29 protein-coding genes are annotated in these 25983 nt (G+C 45.0%); 12 read left to right on the forward strand and 17 right to left on the reverse strand.

The annotated features are described in order from the left end of the window. Positions 1-214: 214 nt before the first annotated feature. From LIX84_RS15960 to sctW, 13 genes are all read right to left on the reverse strand, one after another. Positions 215-1186, reverse strand: a complete 972-nt coding sequence (locus tag LIX84_RS15960; protein ID WP_226421715.1) for a TAXI family TRAP transporter solute-binding subunit — start codon at positions 1184-1186, stop codon at positions 215-217. A 205-nt stretch (positions 1187-1391) separates the two neighbouring features. After that, complete coding sequence (gene vopD / locus LIX84_RS15965) at positions 1392-2396, reverse strand: type III secretion system translocon subunit VopD (RefSeq protein WP_005377262.1); 1005 nt, start codon at positions 2394-2396, stop codon at positions 1392-1394. 10 nt (positions 2397-2406) lie between these two features. Continuing rightward, positions 2407-3606, reverse strand: coding sequence for a type III secretion system translocon subunit VopB (vopB, locus tag LIX84_RS15970; RefSeq protein WP_226421716.1), 1200 nt, complete (start codon positions 3604-3606; stop codon positions 2407-2409). 7 nt (positions 3607-3613) lie between these two features. Beyond that, entirely contained in the window at positions 3614-4099 is a 486-nt protein-coding gene (gene vcrH, locus LIX84_RS15975) for a SycD/LcrH family type III secretion system chaperone VcrH (protein ID WP_005377258.1), read from the reverse strand. A gap of 11 nt (positions 4100-4110) precedes the next feature. After that, positions 4111-5925, reverse strand: a complete 1815-nt coding sequence (locus LIX84_RS15980; protein ID WP_329958995.1) for a virulence-associated V antigen — start codon at positions 5923-5925, stop codon at positions 4111-4113. A gap of 10 nt (positions 5926-5935) precedes the next feature. Continuing rightward, positions 5936-6220 (reverse strand): LcrG family type III secretion system chaperone, encoded by a 285-nt coding sequence (locus tag LIX84_RS15985; RefSeq protein WP_054867031.1) that lies wholly within the window; start codon positions 6218-6220, stop codon positions 5936-5938. A 60-nt stretch (positions 6221-6280) separates the two neighbouring features. Continuing rightward, a complete protein-coding gene (locus LIX84_RS15990) occupies positions 6281-6703 on the reverse strand; it encodes an LcrR family type III secretion system chaperone (RefSeq protein ID WP_104974071.1) in 423 nt (140 codons plus the stop codon). Beyond that, entirely contained in the window at positions 6703-8829 is a 2127-nt protein-coding gene (vcrD, locus tag LIX84_RS15995; protein WP_329958996.1) for a SctV family type III secretion system export apparatus subunit VcrD, read from the reverse strand. Before vcrD ends, LIX84_RS15990 begins: the two co-directional genes overlap by 1 nt. Continuing rightward, positions 8813-9154 carry a type III secretion system chaperone VscY gene (gene vscY / locus LIX84_RS16000; protein WP_005395110.1) on the reverse strand — a complete coding sequence of 114 codons (342 nt, stop codon included), beginning with the start codon at positions 9152-9154 and terminating at the stop codon, positions 8813-8815. Before vscY ends, vcrD begins: the two co-directional genes overlap by 17 nt. A gap of 5 nt (positions 9155-9159) precedes the next feature. Beyond that, positions 9160-9537, reverse strand: a complete 378-nt coding sequence (vscX, locus tag LIX84_RS16005) for a type III secretion system protein VscX (RefSeq protein ID WP_005377246.1) — start codon at positions 9535-9537, stop codon at positions 9160-9162. Next, entirely contained in the window at positions 9534-9908 is a 375-nt protein-coding gene (gene sycN / locus LIX84_RS16010; RefSeq protein WP_012841776.1) for a type III secretion chaperone SycN, read from the reverse strand. Before sycN ends, vscX begins: the two co-directional genes overlap by 4 nt. After that, on the reverse strand, positions 9895-10179 hold the full coding sequence (locus tag LIX84_RS16015; RefSeq protein ID WP_053807472.1) for a TyeA family type III secretion system gatekeeper subunit: 285 nt from the start codon (positions 10177-10179) through the stop codon (positions 9895-9897). The genes sycN and LIX84_RS16015 overlap by 14 nt, the downstream gene beginning before the upstream one ends. Then, positions 10160-11053: a type III secretion system gatekeeper subunit SctW gene (sctW, locus tag LIX84_RS16020; RefSeq protein ID WP_053807473.1), complete on the reverse strand. Its 894-nt coding sequence runs from the start codon at positions 11051-11053 to the stop codon at positions 10160-10162. Before sctW ends, LIX84_RS16015 begins: the two co-directional genes overlap by 20 nt. A gap of 185 nt (positions 11054-11238) precedes the next feature. Between sctW and vscN the strand changes: the two genes are divergently transcribed. The 9 genes from vscN (at position 11239) to LIX84_RS16065 (ending at position 18806) form a co-directional block, all read left to right on the forward strand. Next, a complete protein-coding gene (gene vscN, locus LIX84_RS16025; RefSeq protein ID WP_005395117.1) occupies positions 11239-12561 on the forward strand; it encodes a SctN family type III secretion system ATPase VscN in 1323 nt (440 codons plus the stop codon). After that, positions 12558-13019: a type III secretion protein gene (locus LIX84_RS16030; protein ID WP_048626446.1), complete on the forward strand. Its 462-nt coding sequence runs from the start codon at positions 12558-12560 to the stop codon at positions 13017-13019. Before vscN ends, LIX84_RS16030 begins: the two co-directional genes overlap by 4 nt. A 9-nt stretch (positions 13020-13028) precedes the next feature. Beyond that, entirely contained in the window at positions 13029-14174 is a 1146-nt protein-coding gene (locus tag LIX84_RS16035) for a type III secretion system needle length determinant (RefSeq protein ID WP_226421719.1), read from the forward strand. Next, positions 14171-15139: a type III secretion system cytoplasmic ring protein SctQ gene (sctQ, locus tag LIX84_RS16040; protein WP_226421720.1), complete on the forward strand. Its 969-nt coding sequence runs from the start codon at positions 14171-14173 to the stop codon at positions 15137-15139. The genes LIX84_RS16035 and sctQ overlap by 4 nt, the downstream gene beginning before the upstream one ends. Then, a complete protein-coding gene (vscR, locus tag LIX84_RS16045) occupies positions 15136-15786 on the forward strand; it encodes a SctR family type III secretion system export apparatus subunit VscR (RefSeq protein ID WP_005377232.1) in 651 nt (216 codons plus the stop codon). The genes sctQ and vscR overlap by 4 nt, the downstream gene beginning before the upstream one ends. Positions 15787-15799: 13 nt before the next feature. Beyond that, a complete protein-coding gene (gene vscS, locus LIX84_RS16050) occupies positions 15800-16066 on the forward strand; it encodes a SctS family type III secretion system export apparatus subunit VscS (RefSeq protein ID WP_152814910.1) in 267 nt (88 codons plus the stop codon). After that, positions 16063-16848 carry a type III secretion system export apparatus subunit SctT gene (gene sctT / locus LIX84_RS16055; protein ID WP_031780447.1) on the forward strand — a complete coding sequence of 262 codons (786 nt, stop codon included), beginning with the start codon at positions 16063-16065 and terminating at the stop codon, positions 16846-16848. Before vscS ends, sctT begins: the two co-directional genes overlap by 4 nt. A 15-nt stretch (positions 16849-16863) precedes the next feature. Continuing rightward, positions 16864-17919: a SctU family type III secretion system export apparatus subunit VscU gene (gene vscU, locus LIX84_RS16060; RefSeq protein ID WP_048626449.1), complete on the forward strand. Its 1056-nt coding sequence runs from the start codon at positions 16864-16866 to the stop codon at positions 17917-17919. 284 nt (positions 17920-18203) lie between these two features. After that, the gene (locus tag LIX84_RS16065) at positions 18204-18806 is read left to right on the forward strand and encodes a TetR/AcrR family transcriptional regulator (RefSeq protein WP_041852950.1); all 603 of its coding nucleotides are present in this window, start codon (positions 18204-18206) and stop codon (positions 18804-18806) included. Positions 18807-18857: 51 nt separating this feature from the next. Here the strand turns inward: LIX84_RS16065 and LIX84_RS16070 are convergent, their stop codons facing one another. Both LIX84_RS16070 and LIX84_RS16075 read right to left on the reverse strand, forming a co-directional pair. Further along, the gene (locus tag LIX84_RS16070) at positions 18858-20390 is read right to left on the reverse strand and encodes an MFS transporter (protein ID WP_226421721.1); all 1533 of its coding nucleotides are present in this window, start codon (positions 20388-20390) and stop codon (positions 18858-18860) included. 5 nt (positions 20391-20395) lie between these two features. Continuing rightward, a complete protein-coding gene (locus LIX84_RS16075; RefSeq protein WP_104974067.1) occupies positions 20396-21409 on the reverse strand; it encodes an HlyD family secretion protein in 1014 nt (337 codons plus the stop codon). A 483-nt stretch (positions 21410-21892) separates the two neighbouring features. Here LIX84_RS16075 and LIX84_RS16080 point away from each other — a divergent pair, with 483 nt between their 5' ends. The 3 genes from LIX84_RS16080 to LIX84_RS16090 all read left to right on the forward strand — a co-directional run bounded on the left by LIX84_RS16080 (position 21893) and on the right by LIX84_RS16090 (position 23953). Further along, entirely contained in the window at positions 21893-22345 is a 453-nt protein-coding gene (locus LIX84_RS16080; protein WP_226421722.1) for a MarR family winged helix-turn-helix transcriptional regulator, read from the forward strand. Positions 22346-22408: 63 nt separating this feature from the next. Beyond that, positions 22409-23152, forward strand: a complete 744-nt coding sequence (locus tag LIX84_RS16085; protein WP_226421723.1) for an SDR family NAD(P)-dependent oxidoreductase — start codon at positions 22409-22411, stop codon at positions 23150-23152. Between the two features lie 597 nt (positions 23153-23749). After that, positions 23750-23953, forward strand: a complete 204-nt coding sequence (locus tag LIX84_RS16090; RefSeq protein WP_005395134.1) for a hypothetical protein — start codon at positions 23750-23752, stop codon at positions 23951-23953. 75 nt (positions 23954-24028) lie between these two features. Here LIX84_RS16090 and LIX84_RS16095 read toward each other — a convergent pair whose 3' ends face one another. Both LIX84_RS16095 and LIX84_RS16100 read right to left on the reverse strand, forming a co-directional pair. Then, complete coding sequence (locus LIX84_RS16095) at positions 24029-25507, reverse strand: CesT family type III secretion system chaperone (RefSeq protein WP_226421724.1); 1479 nt, start codon at positions 25505-25507, stop codon at positions 24029-24031. 9 nt (positions 25508-25516) lie between these two features. Continuing rightward, positions 25517-25975, reverse strand: coding sequence for a CesT family type III secretion system chaperone (locus LIX84_RS16100; protein ID WP_005395137.1), 459 nt, complete (start codon positions 25973-25975; stop codon positions 25517-25519). Positions 25976-25983: the final 8 nt, after the last annotated feature.

Below are 25983 nucleotides of genomic sequence, written 5' to 3' on the forward strand. Positions count from 1 at the left end.
AGCGAGCCTTGGCGAGACTAGGAATCTAATAGCAGTACGCTGAGCGGCTAATGAAACTATTTTGACCATAAAGTGCTCGGATAGAAGATCCTTTATCACGCTCCTCCGTCGCTGTACAGGATGACGAGAGACATAAATATGCCACTCGCTGTTAAACGAGTGGCATTAGTCGCGAAAGATGGCGTTTTACATCAATAATAAGCGAAAGTAACGGTTACTTAATCAGCCCTACTTCTTTGTAGTATTTAAGCGCACCTGGGTGAAGAGGCGCAGATAAACCGTCTTTTACCATTTCCTCTTTCTTCAAGTTCGCAAACGCTGGGTGGAGACGGCGGAAATCATCGAAGTTTTCAAATACCGCTTTGACCACGTTATAAACCACATCTTCTGGTACCGCAGTAGAGGAAACAAACGTCGCACCCACACCAAAGGTTTGAACATCACTATCTGTGCCACGATACATACCACCCGGTACATTTGCGACACGATAGAAGCTATTGTCTGCAATCAATTTTTCTACATTAGGTCCAGCTACCGTTACGATATTACTATCACACGACGTAGTGGCTTCTTTAATCGCTCCACTTGGGTGACCAACGGTATAAATCATCGCATCAATTTTGTTATCACAAAGTGCTTTTGATTGCTCTGCTGCTTTTAACTCAGACACAAGCTTAAAGTCATCGTTACTCCAGCCATACTGGCTCATTAACACTTCCATGGTACCTCGTTGACCAGAGCCAGGGTTACCAATGTTGACGCGCTTACCTTTCAAATCATCAAAAGTTTTGATGTTCGCGTCTTTACGTGCAACGACAGTGAACGGTTCTGGATGAACGGAGAATACGGCGCGTAGTTCTTTAAAAGGCCCGCTTTCCTTAAACTTACTGGTTCCTTTGTAAGCATGATATTGCCAGTCTGATTGAGCGATACCGAGATCCAATTCACCAGCACGAATAGTGTTGATGTTATAAATCGATCCCCCGGTACTTTCTACCGAACAACGAATACCGTGCTCTTCTCGCGATTTATTGACTAAGCGACAAATTGCTCCACCAGTCGGATAATAAACCCCTGTTACGCCACCAGTACCAATCGTGACAAACGTTTCTTCCGCAGACGCAGAAAAGCCTGTTGTGAGTGCCGCTAAAGAAGCAGCAAGTGCGATTTGCTTAAACTTAAACATTGAACATCCTTTTTACCTGTGTTGATGACCGTTTAAGTATAGCAACCGTTAACAATTTGATAACGTTTGAGTTCTCATCTTTGAAGGTTGAATTATAGATATGTACTTTTTTATCAACGTAACCTACTGATAAATAATATCTATACTTGAATCACACAAAAAAAGCGTTGTATAAACAACGCTTTGTAGTTAGTGAGATGGACGGTTACACCGTTGGGACTGACGCTCGCCACGCTTGGTTCTGACTATCTGAGATAGAACGGAACAAGTCACGTAGTTCTTTCAATAAACCTTCTTGGAAACCAATGTTTTCATCGGCTTTCTGTTTGGCTGCTTGTGCGCGAGTCGCTTGTACTTCATCATCTTTGCTGCGCGCTTGCGCTTTGGTTTGCTCTACATTCGATGCTGAGTTTGCCATCTGGCCCAAAGCTTGAAGAATAGCGTTCTTCGCTTGGTTTGAGCTCATCAACTTATCGAACTTACGGCCACCACTTGTCAGCTGCGCTGTCGTGTCTGCGATATTGTCTTTCGCTAGTGAGTGCGCACGCTTAACCTGATCTTGCTGAGTTTTAGACAAGCTATTGTTATTCAATAACTCTTCTGCTTGATCGAAGCCAGCTTTTTGCGTTTTCAGTACATTATTGCTCGCCATTTCATTCTTGATTTCTTTCCCTGCTTTGAAAGAACCAAGGGCACCAATAATGGCTGTTGCTCCCGCTAATACACCCGAAACGACTGCCATCGCGATCATCGCACTTGCCGAGTTGTTTAGTTCTGCCGCTTGGCTTTCTAAACTCGCGACGTTTGCTTCAACAGCAATTTCACGTTGTAGCACTTGCTGCTCACGGCTCAGCTTTGATACTTGATACAACAATGTTAATAGCGTCAACGATTGTGATACCGCATCTGATGGTGACTTGATCACCTCCTCACCGTTAAGCGCTTTCATCGTTGTGCTCATTAATGAGCTCACCGTCGGTGCAAGAGCGCTCATTAGGTTTGCAACAACTTGAGCTTGGTTACTCACTGTAGGAGCTTTAGGCGTCTCTAACTGGTAGCGTGCTGCACCAGAAACACCTGACTCACTTTGGCTTTTAACGGCGCCTGCTTCAAGCTTTGTTTCCGGCGCTTTTTCTGCTTTGTTGGTTTTAATGGTATCGCCTAAACCATACAGTTCGCCGCGTCCCGTTCCGCCTACTTTATCTAGCATAATAAACTCCTTATACCGTTGCAGGACGGCTTAACACCGTTTGCATGGTTTCACTTTTCGCTTGGATCATTTGCATGATGACGCTCATCAGCTCTTGGAAATCTTCCATCAACTTGCCAATTTCTTCTTTAAGCTTGTCGATGACGGCCTGGCTTAAGGTCATTTTGGCGCGAAGGTCCGTGATATCTGCCTGAATCTCAGTTACGTGAGCATTGTTAGCGGCATGAACACTGTCCGTAGCGCCTTTACCTACGTTGACGGCAATATCGACAGTTTCTGCTCCGTAACGAATCGCTTTTGCGGTCGTTGTCGCGGCTTTTGAGCCCATGTCCGCCACTTTCGCCATATTTGCAGCTGTTTTCGTAGCGATTTCTGTGACCTTTTGAGCTATCTTGCCAGCACCTTTTGCTGCAAGTTTCGCGATACCGCCAGCTACTGCACCACCAAACGTCACAACAGCTCCGATAACCGCGACTGCGATTTCTAATGCCATTACGACTTTGTTTAGCACATCGACATTTACGCCCGCTTCTTTTAGCGCATCTTGAACGGCTGGCTCTTGCAGCGCCATGCTCACTGCTCCCATGACGCCACCAGCGATCATAAGAGCACCAGCTGCTGCACCAACACCCGTTGCCACCATTACGGCACCAACAACAATAGAAACCACCGCACTGATCCAACCAAAGATCTTCGCTGCTAAGCCTGATTTTTGGGCTTCTTTTGCAGCGGCTTCCGATTCTTTGATTTTGTCTTGGTTTTCAACCATCTCTTTTTCGTGCTTAGCTTTTGCGACCTTCACTTCCTGAATTTTCAGCTCGTTTTGAGCACTTTTCAGTTTATCCGTGATAGCAGCAAGCTCTACTTCAAAATCATCAGCAGAACCTGCGATGATTTTGACTGCAATCGAACCTGTTTGATCTGCAACTGCATGGAGAGATTTTGCAATGGTATCGACGATCTTTTGCAGCTGTGCCATGGCTTTTAGCGTCAAATCATTCACTTTGTCGCTAACAGCTGCGTTAGGTGCATCTAACTGAACTTTTACTTTTCCGGTGTTCAGTACATCTGCATCTTTACTCTTCACGTTTTCTACCGTCACAGAAGGCGTCGCTGTAGACGCCGTTTTCTGCACGTTATCTAACGTGGCTTGGCCAGATTCAGGGCTATAAACCTGTGTCTGGATGCGGTCAAGTGCAATAGAACTCATAGTCTAATTACTCCTTTTTATTTCTCACCGCTTCTAACATGATGCCTGCACGCTCATGCAAATCTGCATATTGTGATTTTCCGGCAGACATCTCCTTCGCGCTATAAAACCCACTCTCTGCTTCTGTCAGTTGTTCCAGTTTCAGGTGACATTCAGCAGAGTGAAAAGGTGGGCGTGGATCATTTACGTCCACTAGCGCTGCGTAGCTGTAGGCGTCTATTGCCTGCAGATACTCACCCAACTCCTGACGAGCCGCGCCAAGGCCAATGAAAAATCGCGCCTGATAATGATCAAGCATGCTGAGTAATTGAAATACTTTCGCTGCTTGCTCAATCTTTCCCGATTGGAAAAAGTTGTAACCTACGGCATAAATGTGTTCGATGGTGTCCTGAGACACATCGTGCAACATTTTTAGCGTGCCTCCCTCTTCCAAAAAAGACAGCAGCTCTTCTGCTTGCATTTGGGATGGATCGGTCGCGTTTGTTTTAGTCATGGTTGTTATCCTTAAATGGCTCGTAGGATTTCTTGTAAAATACTGTGGTACTTCTGAACAAACTTGTTCATTGCTTCAACGGTAGAGTTGTATTGGGAGCTAGTATCATTTAGCTCTGTCGTTTTAATTTGAACTTCGTCGTTGAGTAGTTTGGATTTGTCACTGACCGAGCTAGAGAAATTAGAGAGCTTTTTACTCTTCTCTTCGTCTTTGAAACTTGTGCTCTCAACGGCGATGCCCTGTGTATCAAAAAAGTCGGTGTGGGTTTTAATGCCGTTTTGTTCGAGATACTTGTATTCCGGTGATTTTTTGAATTCTGCTTCCGAGCTGTAGTTAAAATCAGAAGCGCTAAATAGATTGCTCCCCGGTGTGTAAGTCCCATCCACACTTTGCTTTGAGTGAATTTTTGATTGCACAACACCAAAAACTTTAAGCTGTATTGTGAGATCCTCTAATGCCTCTTTCTGGTCATTACGTTTCTCTAAACGGTTAACACGACGCTCATTTAGTGCAAGCAGCACTTGCTCATCAAAGCGGTCGCCAATGCTAGACTCAACGACAGCCAGCAAATCACGAGCCGTTAGAGAGTGCTCTGCTCTCACCTCGCGATCCGCTTTCTCTTTGTCGGTGATATTGAGTAGACGCTCTTTCAATGCCCCTAAGTTCTTGCGCAATGCCTCGTATCGCTCAGTAAATGAAGCCCCGGTAGATTCACCTTTTACTATTTTTTCAAACTGTAATCGGATGTCTCGTTCGGTGTTTTCTTTGATCAAATTAACTTGAGCTGGCGTTATTTGTGTCTTTTGGACATCGTCTATCGCGCTATCTTGGTAAAAGTTGTCGATTTCTATCTTTGTTAAACTCACGGCGAAGTTGGCGAACAAGCCAGAAAGCGTCAAAGGTTCGGTTCCGCCAATAACGGTGTTAAGTGCTGCTTTTAGGTTGTTTGTTCCAGCCGCATCTCCATAAGCTGCGCTATATTGGCCTTTCACTTGAGCGGCCATTTCATTTAACGCCTCTTTAAGCTGCTGTTTAGAAATACCAGGAGTCCAGGTAATTCTGCTAGCTAGCGCACTTGCGTCATCGGTGCTTAAAGTAATACCGATGCCTTGAAAACTACTTTTTAATTGAGCTGAGACTTGAAGAGCGAAACTCTCTTTAGTCAACAGAAAGTCCGAGCTCTTCAGTTGCGCGAGATTAACGGAACCTAAGCTACTAAAGGCATTGCGAAGAAAAGAAATAGAAGCATCTCTCACTTCACGGGAGCCCATTTGATTAGCAAGCTCTGCAACAAAAAGAGAAATTTCTTTGGTGGCATTAGCCAGACCTGTCTCGGAGAGGTTGGCGATCTGCTCCGCTTGGTTACTCTGAGTCCCCAAACTAAATTGACTAACAAACTCAGTAGATAACGAGCTATCTACGTTTTCCTTCAGTAACTTACTAAACCAAGCCTGAAACTGATTTGATAGCGTTTGGTTTGTTTGAGCATTAAACTCGGCTGTGGTTAATTCGCCATCTGAGTTAGCACTTTGTAGAGACTTTATCCAAACAGATGCGGTGTCGGTCAATGATATATCAGCAAACGCGTTATTTTTCGCTTTTAGGTTTTCAAGCGTATCAACATAAAGCGCGATGCTTTGTGATTCCGTTTGTCCCGAGATAGTTGGCAATGAAGAGATTATCGAGGCAAGTTGCTGAGTCTCTGCTTCACCCAGTACAGGGGTAAATGCCTCTATCAAGTTTTGTTGGAAAGTGGGTAATGGTGCACTACTCGCAGCTGTGTCTGTTGCTCCTGTCGTAGAGCCAGTCGTTTTCATATTCGTCATTTCCAAACCTCTAAATCATCATGCCGCGCATCACTGTGGGACGCTTTCTGCGTTTACCTGACGTACCTTGTAGCTGATTTTGTTGTTGCCGGCGGCGCTGGACTTCGTCTATTAGCTCTTGCTCTGCACGTTTCATGGTATTTACTGGCGCTTTTATGCCGCCAAGTAAAACATCACCCGCAACAGGACCAACACCTAAGCCTTCCAATAGCTCGTTAAAAATATCGGTTCTGTCTTCAGCTTTTCTAATGGCAAGCTCAGCGTTCTCAATCGCATCGGTAAACGGTTGCTTCATCTTGATTCCTATCTTAAAGCGGGTCATCTCATCGGTGCTGTCAGTAACAGTCGTGAGTTTTTACTTTTTCAACTTTTTCAACTTTTTCAAAGGTCTATAATCTGCTAGGCGTAAACAGTACCAGTCTTCTAGCTCATCATGGCTTGCACCGCATGCTTTTAGATAGAACTGTGCTAATCGCTGGCTGCTCATGTTGCTACCACGTAACACATCGACGTTGCCGCGAATGACCCAATCGGAGGGATAAAGTTGAATGGCATGTTCAGCCAAGAGAAATAAGCCGGCAAAGGGGTTACTCAACCCCAATTTTGGACGAACGCGTTTCAGAAGAACGATGATGATTTCACCGTCCTCCACCCGAAAAACGAGCTCTAAGCCCTCAACTTCAATTCGATAACCAAGTTGAATTTCACTTTTTTGCCAAAAGTATGGCGTCACTTCGATCCCCGCTTGCGCAAGCGAGAGCATTAGTTTTGTTTTCATTACATCCCCACCCTTCCAAGTGGCTGAATATTGATTTGCTGGGTTAGTTCTTGAAATGACAAAACAGGCAGATCGTAGTATTCCGATTCAATAAGCTTTCGCACATATCGGCGTACATCCATAGACACAACTAACACAGGCTTATTCGGCATACGGCTTAAGTCACCAACGGTCTGTTTCACATCACTGACAAATTGTTGCGTTACTGACGGGTCTAACGCCAAGTAACTCCCTGCTGAGGTTTGACGAATACCGCTGCGTATTGTGTCTTCGAGGCTTTGATCCAATAAGTAAGCGGGCAACATGTTTTGTCCGCTCGCGTATTTGTAGCAAATGTAACGTTTTAAGCTGGAACGAATGTACTCCGTCAGCTGTACAACATCTTTCTCTTTTTGGCCCCACTCAACCATGGCTTCCAAGATCACGCGAAGGTTTCGGATAGAAATGTCTTCAGAAACCAAGCGTTGCAAGATTTCCGTCATTTTTTGCAACGGAACAATACGCTGGGCCTCTTTAACGAGCTCCGAATAACTGCCTTCCATCTGCTCCAACAGATAACGCGTCTCCTGAATACCAATAAAGTCTTGTGCGTACTCCTTGAGAACATAAGACAAGTGGTACGTTAAAATCCTGTCGGGTGTGAGAAAACCGACATGACTGGCTACGAGTTTTTGCTCATAACTCTGTGCCACCCAAATGCTAGAAATACCAGGTAGAAAATCTTCATCTTGCTCATAAGGCACGCCTAATAAATCAATCTGTTCATTCCCTTCTGTCACCAAGAGTTGATCTTTAACAATTCGTCCTCGTGCAACCGGAACTTCTTGTAACTGAATTAAATATTCGCCATTTTGCATCCCCTCGTTAAAACGCAGGTGGATACCCGGGAAAGGCACGCCGAGGTCGAGATATAGTGCGCGCCTCACCCTTGCTAGCTCTTCATTCAATGCGACCGCTTCCAAGCTTTCCTGAAGGCTCGCGTCAAGATCAATTAAGAGCGGGACCGTCATGGCGAACTCTTCTTGCTCACCTAATTTGCCTTTACTGTTTCTAGATGGGGTTGGTTTGCTTGGCTTCGCTGCTGGTGAACCCGCCCCTTGCGAAACAAAGCTTGGTAAGTCGGTACTATCTGATTCAGCCTGTTTTTTCTGTTGATAGAAAAGGAAGAAACCACCACCACCAACCACTGTGGCCAAGACCAGAAAAGTAATTTTTGGAAAACCAGGAATCAGTGCGAACAGCACCAAAAGCACACCGCCAATAAGAAGCGCACGTGGCTGAGCAATGACCTGCCCACCAATGTCCGAACCAAGATCAGAAGAGTCTTCATGAGAAACACGCGTCACGATAATACCGGCCGTAATCGCGATAAACAGAGCCGGAATTTGCGACACCAAACCATCGCCAACGGTCAAAATCGCAAACAACTCAAGCGCTTCAGAAGCACTCATGCCTTTTTGCGTTACCCCGATCGTGACGCCACCTAAGATGTTGACCACAATGATGACCAAACCAGCAATGGAGTCGCCTTTAACGAACTTCATCGCGCCATCCATCGAGCCATACATTTGGCTTTCTTTTTCAATCAGTGATCGTCGGTGCCGTGCTTCGTGTACGTCAATCACCCCAGCGCGCATGTCACCGTCAATACTCATCTGCTTACCAGGCATCGCATCAAGTGAGAATCGCGCACTAACTTCTGCAACCCTCTCCGAGCCTTTGGTGATCACCATAAACTGAACAATGGTAATGATCAGGAACACAACGATACCGACCACTAAGTTACCGCCCACAACGAAGTTACCGAATGTATAAACGATTTGACCAGCATCGCCTTGCAGCAAGATCAAACGGGTTGTCGTGATGGATAAAGACAAACGAAACAATGTCGTGATCAGTAGCACTGCGGGAAACGCAGAGAACTCAAGCGGCGTAGTGATGTAAATCGCTAACATAAGCAGCACCACCGCAATGCTCATGTTGGTGCCAATCAGCACATCCACCAGCGCGGTAGGCAGTGGCAATATCATCATAAAGACGATCGCGAGCAACATCACAGCAAGCATGATGTCTTTGCGTTGCCCTACCTTGTTCAAAATATCGATCAACTTATTCATGTGATTCACTATTTAAAGATTGCAGATAGCGTCGGTGCGCTTGGCGTGCCCCATCGACGTCATTTTGTTTCCAACGAGCTTGGCTTAAGCAAAACCAGAGTCCTGCCGAATCAGGTTTAAGGTCGGATTTTAATAAGTGCTCACATACCTCAACAGCACGGGCATATCGACCACTTTGTAAACACGCCACTGCGAGCGTTTGCATCGCCTCTTTGTGTTGCGGGTCTATCTCTAAAACCGCGTCGAGAATAGAGATAGCATGCTCTGGCTTTTGGTATTGAACTTGTAGTGCCGCGTGAACAAGCAACAGTTCAATGTCTTTGGATCTCAACATGTTGGTTAGACCTGGATAAGAAGATTGAGCGCCATGGTGAGGTAGCGCTGATCCAGTTGCGTGCTTTGTAACGTTTCGGATGCTTTGATAAAAGAAGCGGAGCCTGAATCCTGTGCAAGAACTTGCAACTGAGCTAACGTTTCATCGAACTGTTGGCGGTACTTTTCTGGACGCAACAATTCTGAGTGCAACAATTTTGGCTTGGTTAACGCGATTAGGTATTGGTCTGAAGGCCTGAGGTCATAGAGCTTCTCTAAATGCGTAGCGACCGCCTGTCCATCAGGAAGTAATTGAAACCGTTCAGGGAAATCGGCCTTAACCTCACTATGAGTAACATGCGTGAAGGCTTCTATGCCTACGTTTAAAGTGCTTACTCGAGTCATGAGGTTGCCACATCGTTATGTAGACGAACCAAAAGCGTAAACGCTTGTTCTAAAGTCGGAAGCGTGACCTCTTCTCCGTTTAACCTCGCGGAAAAAACCAAAGTTTGCTCATCTAACAAGCCGGTTTTAATTTCGAAAGGCCAGCCTTGATCGGCATGACACAAACTGAGTGCGCTTTGAATGATGTCACTGGTTTGATGCCAAGATAACGCTTGAGACAACATCAAGAATAGCTGCTCCCCGTGTCGCTCAATATGTAGTGTACCGCTTTGCTCAAAATCCAGCTGCACCCGTCCAGCTGATGAGAAATCGACGGCATCGAGCCCCATTCCTCGGCAAAATTCATTGACGGATGCATCAATCCAACTCATCTTCCCACGCTTCCTCTTCTTCTATATCAATGGCTTCGTCTAGCGCCTTTTGTACCGCTTGTATTAAATTCTGTCGTTGTTCTTCATCGGCGAATACGTCAATAGGGATCGCGCGAACTAACTTGTGGAACTCTCGAAAAAAATCGATTTTTTGTTGTACCGCCGTCAATTCCATTGCGTTAGCGACTTTCCAAATCTCATCACTGCTTACCCATCGCTGCTCTACCAACGCAATCACATCAGCCATCAAATTAGCAACTTGATAAGCCATAACTCGTCCTTTCCGGTTTAAACATTTGGAACAACTGACTCACGCGATCTTGCAACGTATTCAGAGTTTTGAGTTTTTGCATATCGGACATCAACCACTGCAACTTGACCGAGTCGATACTGCTGCCTTGAACACTAAGATCTGCACTCATGCCTTGCAGCATAAAGTCAACAGCGGTCGATACCTCCTGCTCACCAAAGCGCGCCACTACGTCTTGATAAGCGGCTCCGAGCCCTTGATAACTATGAACGGTATCGCGATAGAAACCGCGCAGCTGGTGTAATGAGCTAAACTCTTGCTCTTGGCTGTACTCATCAGCAAAATTTGAGACGCGAATTTCCGTATCAATTTGAGCCCAAGAATCTGGGTTTTGCTCGATTCTCAGAATCGCTTGGTCAATCAGCGCTAGTAGATGTTTACTTTCTGGGCTCGCACTCAAAAACTTTTTAACGGCTTTTAACGCAAGGTATTGATGGCTTTTCTCCTCTGAAAATCCATTCAAATAAGCTTGCAATTGAGCGATGGTCGAGATATTTCCTCCCGCCATTTTTGCAGCCAGATCTTTGATCTTTTGGTTCTTTTCAAGATCAGGGACTTTTCGCAGATAGTCAGAAACGAGTTCGTGCGCTTCATTAACTCGAACGCCACTGTCTTTCACTTTACGCTTGGTCAAATCTTTTTCTGCTTTTTCGGAACCGAGTGAAGTGAGCTCTTCCATCGCATCAAAAAGTGATTGTGTGGCATTGTGAACACGGACCGTTTCACCGCGATAATTGCCTTTTCGTGAAGCGTCGGTACGAGACGATTCCAACCCGTTTTGGATAGACGCATCAAACTTTGGGTTTGTTGCGATATGATTGTTGATAATACTCATTCACTTGCACTCCTTCCGTACAATACAGGCGAATTATAGGAAGTGCGCTTTCTCGAAGCTGTCAAAATCAGACGTGTTTTTTTAGTGCGTTTTCAGTTTTCTAAAAACTCCCGACTGATATTCACTATAAATACTCCCTCATCCTTTCTATCCTCCCAACATCAATCATTGCGCATATTTTTACCTTGAACGATTTCTCATACATCACTGATATCCAACAATCTGCGATCAGGCAAACTCGTCTGATCCAAATTCGCGGGCGCGTTACGCAAGTAACCGGCACCATCATCAAGGCCGTTGTCCCCGGCGTTCGTGTTGGTGAGCTGTGTGAGTTGCGTAATCCTGATCAAACTCTGTCTTTATTAGCGGAAGTCGTTGGCTTTCAACAGCATCACGCTCTGCTCACACCGTTAGGAAATATGTTTGGAATTTCCTCAAATACAGAAGTTAGCCCAATGGGAAAAATGCATGAAGTCGGTGTTGGCGATCACCTGTTAGGTACAACGCTTGATGGGCTTGGGCGTCCTTTCGATGGTACGCAAAGCCAGGAACCAAGTGCTTGGTATCCGGTTTATCGCGATGCACCGCCACCAATGCAACGTAAACTGATTGAAAAGCCAATCTCTCTTGGGGTTCGATCCATTGATGGACTACTGACCTGTGGTGAAGGTCAGCGCATGGGCATTTTTGCAGCGGCTGGCGGTGGTAAAAGTACCCTCCTCGCAAAACTGATTCGATCCGCAGACGTTGACGTGACCGTTCTCGCCTTGATTGGTGAACGCGGACGCGAAGTGCGCGAGTTTATTGAGCATGACTTGGGCGAAGAAGGTATGGCTAAGTCAGTTTTAGTGGTCGCGACATCCGATCGCCCAGCCATGGAGCGTGCCAAAGCCGCTTTTGTTGCCACTTCTATTGCTGAATATTTTCGTGACCAAGGTAAACGCGTGTTACTGCTGATGGATTCTGTAACGCGTTTCGCCCGCGCACAGAGAGAAATTGGACTAGCCGCAGGCGAGCCACCAACACGACGTGGCTATCCGCCTTCCGTTTTTGCCGCTTTGCCAAAGCTGATGGAACGAGCCGGTCAATCTGACAAAGGGTCAATTACAGCGCTGTACACCGTGTTGGTTGAAGGCGACGACATGACAGAGCCTGTCGCCGATGAAACTCGCTCCATTTTAGATGGGCACATCATTCTCTCGCGCAAACTTGCGGCAATGAACCATTATCCCGCCATTGATGTACTCCGATCAGCAAGCCGCGTGATGAATCAAATCGTTGAACCTGATCATCAGGCGTCTGCTGCTCACCTTCGCGAAATGTTAGCCAAGTACGAAGAAGTTGAGCTACTGATAAAAATTGGCGAGTACCAGCATGGGGCAGATAGCCGAGCAGATATGGCGATTGCACAAAGTGATGATATACGCGCCTTTTTACGTCAAGGAACGCATGAGCCAAGTGATCTTGATGGTGCTATCGCTCAACTAAAAGGGATGGCGAACCAATGATCGAACGGTTACTAGAAATCAAACAAATTCGAGCGGAACGTGCGGATAAAGCCGTTAAGCGCCAAGAATACCGAGTATCAAATTCGGCAGCACAGGTTCAAAAGGCCGAACGTTCCGTAGCGGACTATCACGTTTGGCGTCAGGAAGAAGAAGAACGACGTTTTGCCAAAGCAAAGCAACACACACTCGTTCTCAAAGAGTTGGAAACATTGAGACAAGAAATCGCGTTGTTGAGAGAGCGAGAAGCCGAGCTTAAACAGCGCGTTGCCGAAGCAAAAAAAGCGCTTGAGTACGAACGTTCGGTACTTAAAGAAAAACAAAAAGAGGCACGGCAAGCCCATAAAACCAAAGAAAAATTCGTTCAGTTGCAACAACAAGAACTCGCGGAACAGTCGCGAGAAAGACAATACCAAGAAGAACTCGAACAAGAAGAGTTTCGCACTGTCGATATTATCTAAAGGTTCATTATGCGCATTACTCCAACAGAAGAAATACCGAATACGCTGTACAAATCAACGCCAGAAAAAAAGCCCCTGGAGCGAGAGGCTGAGCTTCAGTCACAGTTCGAGCGTGCAATGACGGAGAAACCTCGCAAGGAAGAAGAATCTACCGTTGCGAGCAAAAAAGACACGCAGAGCAGAGACGAGAGCCTTCCGTTAAGACATGAAGCATCTCAAAGCCTAGACAAACAATCGAAACTTTCTAACCAAGAAGCCAGCACTTATAGAAATACCGCCACATTAAAAGACAAAAGTGACATTGTAACCAAAAAGGACGTAGAGAAACCACAAGACGACGCAACAAATAGCGAAGAACACCTAATTGAAAACAGTAAATTGCATGAGAAAGATAAAAAACTTGAGAGCGCTCAGCCTCCAAGCTCATCCTCGCTTGAGCGCGTTCCCCATTCTCAAGCACAAGCTTCTCTCGACGGTTCTCTCCCTAAAAAGGCCGTAGGAAAATCGCTCGCTCAAGATGCAATTAACAATGCTAACTTCACGACGAAACTAACCGAAACGACACACAATAAACGTGCAACGCTGCGGCTACAAGACACTGGCAAGCTGTCAGACAAAACCGATGGTCGTTCTGAAACTAAATCGCTTGAGAAAATCGAGACGAAAATCGCACTAGTGGCCGTTAAAGCGGATGACGAAAAAGCAGATCCTCAACACCTTGCGAGCGCGGCAACACAAGGCGATGTCATTTTAAAGAGTGTCGCTTCACAGGCTCAGCCGGCCCCTGCTCGAGAAGTAAACACGTTACTCCAACAATTGGTGGACAAAATCTATGTTTCGCTGCCAACCGCATCGGACAACAAAGAGGTTCGGCTGTTTCTGAGTGAAGGACAATTAAAAGGTGGTGAAATCCACATCAAGTTGGACGCGCAAGGTTATAGCGTGACGATTCGACAAGAGCATGCCCTTTCCATTATTAGCCAGCAAGCTAGACAAGATCTTGCCGAACGCCTAAATCGATTTGGCGGTGAGCAGCCACTTCGTCTAGCGATCAGCGAACAAACTCAGCAGTTCGATCAACAACAGAATGAACAACAACACTCACGCCAGAAACGTAGCGTGTATGAAGAATGGCAAGCGGAGAATGACCTATGACGCCGTTAACGATACCCAAAGTCGATTCAGACAGTATTGCGCTCAGTAATCAACTTTGTGCAAAGCAATGCCATTTCCAAGGGGCTGATGGTCAGAGCGTATCGATTACTGTTTCTCAAATCCCTTCATTTGAAGGATTCCGTTTAACCACGTTGATTGGAGGGCAAACGATCCAAGTGGATTTTTGTCGTGCGCAACTCCAGAAATGGCTTGAGTCTACTCTGAATGCTACTGCGTTTGAGTCGCTGCCTAACTCCCTCCAGTTAGCACTTTTGAGTTCTCAGATTGAACCGCATAGTGAGGCATTTAAAGCACTATTTGGTCAGTTGCCCATTCTTAGCCAGTTACAACTGTTAGAGTCGAGCCAAGTTCAAGAACATACCTTGATGTTAACCCTCAATAAACCTAACGACTCTCTTTGTTTGTGGGTTAGCGAAGGAGCAAACGTGCTGTTGGATGCGCTACCAAACAGCGCTTCTCTTCAGGCGCGACATCTCGCTTTACCTGTGTGGTTAAGTCTTGGAAGAACCCATTTGACGTTAAGCGAATTTAATTCGCTCGAACTGGGAGATGTGATCTTTTTTGACGATTGTTATATCGCCCAACAACAAGCCATTTTTCAAGTATCTAACCAGAATCTCTGGCGCTGCCAACTGGATGACCAAATTCTTCACATTATTGAAAAAGAAACCAATATGAATGACGTAAACACTTCAGAAATGTTAACCGACCACCAGCAACTGCCCGTGGAACTCACGTTTGATATCGGCCATCAAACCATCACTCTAGAACAGCTTAACCAGCTTCAGCCTGGGTACGTATTCGAACTAAACCAACCTGTATCTAAGCCGGTAACATTGCGTGCCAACGGCAAAATCGTCGGTGAGTGTGAACTGGTTAATGTTAATGAGCATTTAGGTGTGCGCGTACTGGAACTGTTTGGTGGTACGCAGGAGCCAGCATGATCCAGTTACCTGACGAACTCAATCTCATTGTCAGCTTAGCACTGCTGGCACTGATCCCATTTATCGCGATGATGGCGACGTCGTTTGTAAAACTCGCCGTTGTATTCTCACTGCTGCGTAACGCTCTCGGTGTACAGCAAATTCCACCGAACATGGCGCTGTACGGATTGGCGATCATTTTGTCTATTTTCATCATGGCTCCCGTCGGTTTTGAAACCTACGACTACGTAAAGCAGCATGATATCTCCCTCGAAGATTCTGCAAGTGTAGAAGGCCTCATTGAAAGCGGTTTACAGCCTTATCGAGAGTTTTTGAAAAAACATATTCGGGAAACCGAAGCCATATTCTTTACCGATGCTGCGCGCACATTATGGCCTCAAAAGTACGTGGACCGTTTAGAGTCAGATAGCTTGTTGCTGTTGCTGCCAGCGTTTACGGTCAGTGAGCTTACCCGTGCTTTTGAAATTGGCTTTCTATTGTACTTACCGTTCATCGCTATCGACCTAATTGTATCGAATATCTTGCTCGCCATGGGCATGATGATGGTATCGCCAATGACGATTTCCCTCCCCTTCAAATTGTTACTCTTTGTCTTGCTTGACGGCTGGACGAAACTCACTCACGGCTTAGTGCTGAGTTACGGTTAATCACGGAGAAAGTATGCATTCTGCAGAAATCATTCATTTCACGACTCAAGCATTAACCCTAGTTTTGTACTTGTCGTTACCGCCGATTTTAGTCGCAGCGTTGGTTGGTACATTGGTGTCGCTTATTCAGGCGTTAACTCAGGTCCAAGAACAAACGTTGGGGTTTGTGGTCAAGCTTATCGCGGTCATTATTACGCTGTTCATCACAACACAGTGGTTAGGGGCAGAGCTCCACGCCTTCGCCTCGCTTGCTATGGATAAAATTCCTCAAATACGATGAGTTATCACGACTTACACCAAGCTTTATTTTTGTATAGCCTGACGTTACCTCGGTTAATGGCATGCTTCATCTTTTTGCCTATTTTGAGCAAGCAAATGCTAGGCGGCACCATGGTGAGAAATGGTGTGCTTTGCTCACTCGCACTGTTTATATTTCCGATGATTAATCAGCAAAGCTTGCCCGCAGAAACCGACGGTATTTGGCTGATAGTGATTTTGGGTAAAGAGGTATTAATTGGGCTATTGATCGGGTTTGTTGCTGCTATCCCCTTTTGGGCAATAGAAGCGGCTGGCTTTCTGGTCGACAACCAACGTGGTGCTGCCATGGCAAGTATGTTTAATCCAACGCTAGGCTCGCAATCGACGCCAACCGCAGTGTTGCTGACCCAAACGTTGATTACCCTGTTCTTCTCTGGCGGGGGCTTTGTCACTTTTATCTATGCGTTATTCAAAAGCTACACATCTTGGCCGATCGTGGACTTTTTCCCAACCGTTAGTGATGCATGGGTGAGCTTCTTCTACGCACAATTTGAACAGCTTATGTGGCTTGGTGTGCTGATGTCAGCCCCATTAGTTTTGGCAATGTTTCTTGCTGAGTTTGGTCTGGCTCTTATCAGTCGTTTTGCACCGCAATTGAATGTTTTTTTCCTTGCCATGCCAATAAAAAGTGCCATCGCGAGTGTTTTACTGATCGTGTATCTCGGGTTAATGATGGATCACTTTGAAGTGCAATTTTATGGCATTACCCGATTCGCAGAACAACTCAATACCATTTGGCAATAACGCTTAGGATTCTTTATGAGCGCAGAAAAAACAGAGCAACCCACCGCAAAAAAGTTACGCGATGCTCGGCAGAAAGGTCAGGTAGCCAAAAGCCAAGAAATCGTATCGTCTGCATTAATTTTGGCGCTCATAATTGTACTGTTTGCGTTCGCCGATTATTACATGTCGCACATCTCAGCGCTTATTCTCCTACCAAGTAAGCTTGCTTATCAGGGTTTCCAAGATGCGCTAGTCGATGTCGCTATCGCCATCGCAAAAGAAATTGCCTATCTACTCGCTCCAATTATTCTGGTTGCTGCACTCGTCGCCATCTTTTCCAATATGGGGCAGTTCGGCTTCCTATTTAGTGGTGAATCCGTTAAACCCGACATCAAAAAGATCAATCCCGTCGAAGGTGCCAAACGCATTTTTTCCCTCAAGAGTGTGATTGAGTTTATCAAGTCGATCCTTAAAGTCTCTCTTCTTTCCTGCATTATCTGGGTGACATTACGCGGTAACATCAACGCTTTAATGCAAATTCCAACTTGTGGGTTAGAATGTGTCCCGACCATTACTGGCGTCATGATTAAACAATTAATGATTATCTCTTCGGTAGGTTTCATCGTCATCGCTGCAGCTGATTTTGCGTACCAAAAATTTGACCACACGAAGAAACTCAAAATGAGTAAGGACGAAGTGAAGCGCGAATACAAAGAGATGGAAGGCAGCCCAGAAATCAAAAGTAAACGTCGTCAGCTACACCAAGAGCTACAGGCCTCCAATCAACGTGAAAATGTTAAACGCTCCAATGTGTTGGTAACAAACCCAACGCATATCGCGGTTGGTCTGTACTACAAAAAAGGCGAAACGCCCCTGCCCGTCATCACCTTGATGGAAACCGATGCGGTAGCCAAACGTATGATCGCAATCGCCAAAGAGGAAGGTGTGCCTGTGATGCAAAAAGTCCCTCTTGCTCGCGCACTATACGCGGACGGCAACGTCGACCAGTACATCCCAAGTGATCTTATTGAAGCAACCGCCGAAGTGCTTCGTTGGTTGGCATCATTGGAGTCGGATAAGACGCTGAACTAACATGATTTCGAGAGTAAAGGCTATCGTACGAAGAACGGTTATCACTTTTCTATACATAATGATATTTTTAAATGTGTCATCCTTCGCTATAGGTTTCAGCATATCGAATTTGCCTACTTTTGCTTGTCTCAATGAAGCACTTGGTTCATGAAAAGTCGTGTTTACTAACGTCAATAGTGGTACTGTACTGGACAGTTTTACTTTCATCTCTAAACCACCTAGAGCTCGGTAAGAAACCACACCAGCCACAACAAAGGTGGATTTTTGCTTAGGTTGATTTATTTATGCGCATATCTACCGAAAAGAAACGAACTCGAATCATCAAAGTTGCCACTGACCTTTTTATAAAACAAGGTTACAAAGACACATCACTCGATCAAATCGTCGCGATTTGTGGAGGCTCAAAGCAGACGTTATATCGCTATTTTTCGAACAAAGAAGGGTTATTTGTTGAAGTTTTAGCATACAATACCAAAACCAGCTTAGAGTCCGTCTTCCAGCTTGCCGACAAGCAATCGGAGCCTTTACAAGAAACATTGAATGACTTCGCCAAGAAGTACCTAAAAGGTGTATGCTCCAATCCTATGCTATCACTTTATCGGATCGTTTCGGCTGACTTCAACAAACATGATTCCGTACCAAATCAATTCTGGCAGACAGGGCCACATCGCATTCATCAATACCTCATCGACTTTTTAAAGAGTGAAACTGTCAGCTCACAACTCGATGTTGAAAATGCCGACCTCGCTTGTGAGCAACTACTTGCATTGATTAAGCTTGATTACCAGAACATGGCACTAATTGGCTTCGACTTTCCGACAGATGAAGAGTTAGATGAACATACGAAAAAAGCGGTCACCGCCTTCCTAAATCTATACCAAAGGTAAACTCACTGAATATAAAAGGGAGCATCAGCGCTCCCTTCTTGTTTCTATGGCTTAGTGAATCTCTCGCTTCGCCGCCAGTTTTTTACCGATTATTAAGATTGGCGCGAGAGCAAAGACCGAGATAATAAACATCAATAATGAATTACTCAGTGCGAGAGTGGTCGCCTGTTCTTTGACAACAGAACTAATTTGGCTCATTCCTAATGCCGAATTTGGCAAGTGTCCATGAGTCAGAATCGTACTGCTCAACGCATTTTTATAAGCACCAAAAGCATGATTCACATCATCTATCGTTCGGCCAATCTCTCCAGCAGCTTGTGCACTATGGCTTTGCATTACCCGTGAGAACACGGCACCAGCGATCACACCACCAATGGTACGAAAGAGGTAGAAATTGGCGATGCCTTCTAAGCGCTGCCCGACATTGAAGTACATCAATACTGCAATGGTCACAGACACATTCAATAAGCCGACACCAAACCCTCGCAACATCATCGGAACGGGCAAAGATTCCGTACCAGCAAAGCTAGGTAACTGACTAAACTTATGTACCGAAAGTATAATCATCACCACACCAAACGGGACGACTGCATCCGCTAATGGACGCCGGAAGTAATACACCAGCACGCTGACCAACATACCACCTAGCATGGCATAAAATGCCGGTAGTTGGGCATATCCAGCATTAAGGTTGTTGTACTGCAACGCCATTTTCAAAAAGCTAGTAAACAACACATTGCTCGCCATAACAGCAAAACCTGCCAAAAAAGCGTTGTACATAAAAACATTAGTTTTCAACTTACTATGCAACTGTATTGATGCTGTATTTAAAGGACTGGTTTTCACAAAGTAATACACCACTAATAAAGTCAGAGCCGCGGCTATCGAAGAGGCTTTAACAAACCATTCCGAGTCAAACCAGTTGTAATAACTGCCTCTCATCAATAGAAATACAACGAGGCTTATTGTCAGGGCAAAAACTAAATAAAACCAACAGCCCGACTTGGCTTCGGCCTCGATTTGAATCGACTTAGGATTGTAGATGCATACAATTACCAAGGCAGAGAAGTACAGCCAAGCCGACACGACACACAACAGTGACCAATCAAAGATTTCGACAATATTGGCCACTACCCAAGGGTAAGCGCCGATCGGTAGCAAGGTTGAAAATACTAGCGTTAAAGCAATAATGGCAGATAGCCAACGCTGTTCAAAGAAGTGGAGCAAGTAAAGGTTTAATACCACCATTAACATACTCATAAAAAAGCCACTCGAGAGCCAAGTCAGAGTGAACACCAGTTCTTGCTGTCCGCCCCAGTAAAGTACAAGATTGCTCGCTAGACCTACCAATAAAATGGCATGTAAGAGAATTAACGTACCCAATCTACGCACCAATATTGGTGTGAATATAAAACCTAATACCTGGGTAATCATAAAGCCGACTTTAACCAGAGCAACTTCATCGACAGATAAGCCTGACGTTGCCGCCATCTCATACGATAACTCGGTAAACATCACGGAGTTAATACCAAAAGCAGCAATCGCAAAAAGCGTCAAAATCAGCAGCGGTGAACGTTTTTCCATTGCAGTTAACCTTGTGCCGCGGTCTCGATCGTTACTTCTGCAGACAACCCCGGATAGACTCGTTGACTCAACTCTTGAGGGATCTCTAGCTCAATACGTACTGGTACACGTTGTACTACTTTTACGAAATTGCCTGTCGCATTTTGAGGTGGCAATAAACTAAACTGTGCACCAGTCGCCGGGGTTATCGAAGAAACACGGCCATGCAATGGATGGTTTGGAAACATATCCAATACCACTTCAACCTCTTGCCCAGGCACAACGTTCTCAAGTTGTGTTTCTTTAAAGTTTGCCTCTATCCAAACATAATCTGGCACCATCACGATGAGCCCCATTCCTGGTTGTACAAACTTGCCGACTTGCACTTGTCTATCTGCCACATAGCCATCGAATGGCGCACGCACCGTGGTTCTTTCCAGTGAAATATTAGCCAGTCGTAAGTTTGCTTCTGCTTTTTTACGCTGTGCTGTCAGTTGCAACTTCTCGGTCATCAATGTGTCGAGCTGTTTTTGCTCAGCAGCTAAGCCCAATTTAGCGGTTTCAAGATTACTGCTTGCTTCAATAGATCGCGTTTTTTGTGCTTCAAACTGATTTTTGCTCACAGATTGCTTTTGTACCAAACGAGAAAGACGTTGAAACTCCGCCGCTTGGTGTTCTGCATTTGCACTCGCGCGGCGAATACCTTGCTTCGCCTGCTCAATTTTCATTAACTGCATATCCGTTTTGATTTGATTTGCAGTAAGCTCAGATTTCGCAACATCTAGTGCTGCTCGAGCAATTTCTTGGTTGGCAATAAAGTCTTCATCATCAATGACAAACAAAGGAGTTCCTTCTCTTACCCACTGGTTATCTTTGACAAAGATTTCGCTTACTTGCCCCCCAACCTCAGGAGAAATGGCCGTAACGTCTGAATGAACATATGCGTTATCCGTCATTACAGTATTCGGCTGGTATAAGGCACAGCCAGCAGCAAATAACGAACCAACAACAAGCGACAAGGCGATAACTTTCTTCTTCATGTTTGAAACCCATTTTATGATTTTCACAAACTGTACTGTACCGTACAGTTTTAGTAAAGATACATTTGATCATTGCCAATCAAAAAGATCAATCTCATTGATTTATCATGAACTTCTTGAGAAAAGTGTTTCGAATGAAAAGAATGAAAAGAATGAAAAGAATGAAAAGAATGAAAAGAATGAAAATCTAACCATTTGTAATGTAAATAAAAAAACACATTTAAACTGAATAAATAAAGAGAGGACTGCAACTCCCCTACCTTTATTGAAGCTTGCTCCCCAACTCGGCGCATCAGTCGCAAACATTTGACTGGCCGAAGTTTTCGAAGCTACCTCACCAATTTTCATTAGCACCTCAATCTGACACATCAACCCAACGATAAGCACAAGCTAGTAGCATTTTCTTCAAACGAATTTGACATCGCCCAATATGGTTGTGTATACAACCATATTGTTCATTCATGTTATTTGGTGAAATTCTCCATGTCCCAATACAACCATCATCAGTCTTTCGGTCACCTTACGGGGCTTGCTAGTCGTCTGTTTAACCGATTACTCACTACCCGTTTCAAAGATGCTGGTATTGATATGACAGCAGAACAATGGGGTGTCGTGTTGCTGTTGCAAAACAACGGTGCTCTTTCTCAAAGTCAGATTTGTGAACTGTTGTACTTAGAAAAATCGAGCGTCAGTCGCTCAATTGATGGGCTTGAAAAGCGCGGTTGGACAGAGAGGAAACCTTCGCCAACGGATAGTCGAAGTAAGTTAGTCGTGCTAACAGAAAAATCTTTAGACACCGTTGATACATGTGCAAATATCGCTTCGTTAGTGCTGCAAGAAGCCCAACAGAACCTTGCTGATGCCGACCTAGATAACAGCAAACAGCAACTTTCTAGCGTGGTAGCGAACTTACGCAAGCTTAACGGACAAATTTAACTTATCAGCGTACGTTGCGACAGAAGCTGGTTTAACAGTCAGGCTCAACCTTGGAGAAATACGATGACAAAACGCAATGCTTTAATTACAGGTGGCGCTCGTGGAATTGGTGCAGCAATAGCAAAAGCACTCGCTGCAGATGGTTACCGAGTTTTTATCAACTACGTAAATAGTGCTGCGGTCGCGGAAGCGTTAGCTCAGGAAATTCAAAACGCCGGTGGTGAGGCGTACACTTTAAAAGCTGACGTTCGAGATGACGCACAAATACAAGGAATGTTCGACAGCATCGCAAATGAACATGGTGGCGTTGATGTTCTTGTCTCAAACGCAAACATGAGCTTTACCGCTAAACCTTTCACTGAGCAGTCGTGGGAAGAGTTTTCACAAAAGCTAAATGACGAAATGCACGCTGCATATCAAACGGCAAAATTGGCGGTAGAAAACATGAAAGCCAGCCAGTTTGGTCGCTTAATTTTTATCTCTAGCACCTTATCAGAAGCTCCTGCACCAAGCTTTATTGCTCATGGTAGTGCAAAAGGTGCACTTGATAGCTTTAGTAAATACCTCGCTCAAGAACTTGGTCCTTTCGGGATTACGTCTAATGTCGTTGCTCCGGGCCTTGTAGAAACAGACGCAACAAAAGGTGCTCCTGAAGAGTTTAAAGAAACCATTCGAATGTTCACACCAACGCAGAAAATTGCCACACCTGAAGACGTAGCAAACACCGTGAGCTACTTGGCAAGTGAAAAAAGCGGACATATCACGGGCACATACAATCCAGTATGTGGAGGCGCCTACCTACCATAGTGCCATTTGTGCCTCGCACACATACAAAGGCATGTACGCATGCCTTTGTATCTTTAGGTATTGCTTTGCAACGCGCAAGCTTCCTTCATGGACGGTTTTGTCTGAAGAAAAATAGAAAGTCCTATCTATTTCTTATAATCGGTGTATAGTGAGCTCAGCTCCTAACCGTGAGCTATTGATGAAATATTTAGTTCGAGTCTCTTCTTAGTTTTCTTTCGAGTCATTTCGTTACTCAACTCCTGTAGCAACTTATTCTTTATCTTCCATTAAATAGCCTCAGTTTTGATTTAAATACGAACGAGAGTTAGCTCTCTTAGCATGGTTATCACAACGCGCTGTCTTTACATCGATAGGTTTATAAGGAATTTAACCTTATAAAAACAATCATTAAGCGTCAAAATAAGACATAACGCTGCATAGCCACTTCGTGTATATATCATCACTATTTAGGAATAGTCATTAGCGGTGAAATATATTAATCAGCGCGATGACAATGGAATATTTAGACTTAATTTAAACCATTTTGACTTCGTTATTCCTATAAAAGTAGAGGTTAATTAGATTAACCTTTAATAAACACGCTCTAGAGGAATAAAAATGAGAAAAAAACGAGATAGCTTTCAAAAAAAGAATAAAAAAAGCAATTATGAAGACAAATTTGAGTTGATGGTAAAAGAATACCACAGCGCAAAAGAAGTATTAGACGCAATGCCAGAAGGTTCGGCTGACTACGACAAGCAGAAAAAGCACTGTGAATCTCTATTTGCTAATGCCGAGCGCTTTTTTAAGCGAAATCAGTAGGCCAATTTAACGCCTAGATAAACATCCGGCAAAACACCATATACGGTAAGGGAGCATCTGCTCCCTTACTTTCAATTAAACCCAACCTTCCGCTAAGTACATCAGTCGCAATTGACTTGGTGAGCCCAGTTTATCTAATGCATCCAACTGAGCGTCACTCAGGTTTGGGCATTTATCAAGGTATACTCGTCCATTTTCGGCATCAAGTGGCAGTTTGTAAGTCAACTTTTCATTGATTTGACTCGCCTCACCTTTATCGATCGCTCGAACTGCAGGCATGAGCCAATCCCAATCTTCGCCCAACAGCTTTTTAAACGCACTATGAGCAGTTGCCTCAGTTTTACTTGGCGCATCTTCTGGACTTAGCTTCAAGATAGAATCAACGTCAGGGACTAAGTGTTCACCTGGCTCTGATCCCAACATCTTTTTCAACGTTAAGCGAGCAGCTTCCATCTCTTGTGCTTCTTTAGGCGCTTGAGGTGATGTCATCGCCGTGTTCTCTTTAGGTCCAAGGTACGCCATCAATGCGCGTACAGAAACTGGATCTTGCATGCTGAAGGTAAAGTCTCCTTTGGCATTAGAAACTTCAAGCCTTGGTAAAACACCAGACATCTCACCTTGCATGAGTTGCTCTTTGACTTCCGTATTTAACCCGTATGCTCCAGCTTGGTTCGCAACAAAACCACCACCACTGATGATGCCAGTCGTGGCAGCCGAACCAATGGCTTCTTTTGCTATCGGCGTAACACCCGCTGTCGCTACAGAGCTCACACCAAAAGTACCCAAGCTCCCTGTCGCCATGCCCAATGTTGCCCCAACTGCACCTTCAGCTGATAACATTGCATGACCTTGAGCCAATGTTTGTTGCATCGGCATAGAGAGACGTTGGTCTCGCCCGGGAAGCTGCGAAATTTGCTCCAGCTGATGGTGGTAAGCTTCAGCATCGCCATTGACTGCCGCTTTGTGCAGCTCACGTCCTGTTGAAATTAATAGCCCTACGCCAGGCAAAGCTAGGTTGATGACAGCATTAACGCCAGAACCTTTCAGTTTTTCTTTGCCCATCTGTAACAGTTCGGCACCAAAACCATCCATTTTCCCCGGGTACTGAGCCTCTAAACTCACCTGCATACGCGGATCTTTGCTGATCGCGTCAAACGTATTTTTAAGCTGCTGGTACGTATCGCTGCTCACCTTGACTTCATCCAACAAGCTGACAACTTCTAAGATTTTGCGCTCAGTAAGCGGCTCACCGCGATAACCAGAAGGACTCACTAGGGAGTAAGCCAACAGCGCAACCTCAGGTTTTTCTTGCTTAAGTAACGCCTGCTTTAAATCAAGGTGAGTTTTGATGTTTTCTTGGAAAAACTTAGTGTATTTGCTTCTCAACACGCCTTCGTGGATAGAAGCAAACTTGTGACCTTTGTGGAACGTTGAAGGTTCTTTTACCTCACCTCTTTTACTGATCACTCGGTCATCTTTTTGCGCAGCGACTGCACGAAACTGTTCTAGATCAGGTACTGGGCTTTGGCTGATTTTTTGCGTTGTATTGACCATTTTTCTCTCCTACACACGAAGTGATTGAACATGAGCTTGTTCATGATTAGGGGTGGTTGGAATCGCTTGATCCAACATTGCAAAACGCGCTTGCCACAATTCAGTCTGTTCAATAACCTCATGAAACCAAGCAGTAAGATTCGTCGTGTTTAGGTGCTCAACGGGTTTACGTCCCGCTAAGACAAGCTGTCGACCATTTGGGGCTAAAGCAAGTGCAAGGCTGCCACTACCGATGCCCTGATAATTAGCATGAGCAAGAAGCTCTAAACCTTTGAGTCTTTGTTCGCCCGACTTTTCTAATCCTCCGAACGTCACGGACAACATTAAATCATCCGTATCTGTCGCGATGAAATACAGCATGTAGCGATCATCGACCAGTAGCTGACAACGTTCATTGTCTTCAAAATTCAGTTCGGGTAACTCATTGAGTTGGCAAAACTCCAAGAGCAGTTGTTGAATCGTGTTCATAACTTTTT

This window comes from Vibrio sp. E14 (genome assembly GCF_020515785.1).
GTDB classification, from domain to species: Bacteria; Pseudomonadota; Gammaproteobacteria; order Enterobacterales; family Vibrionaceae; genus Vibrio; species Vibrio diabolicus.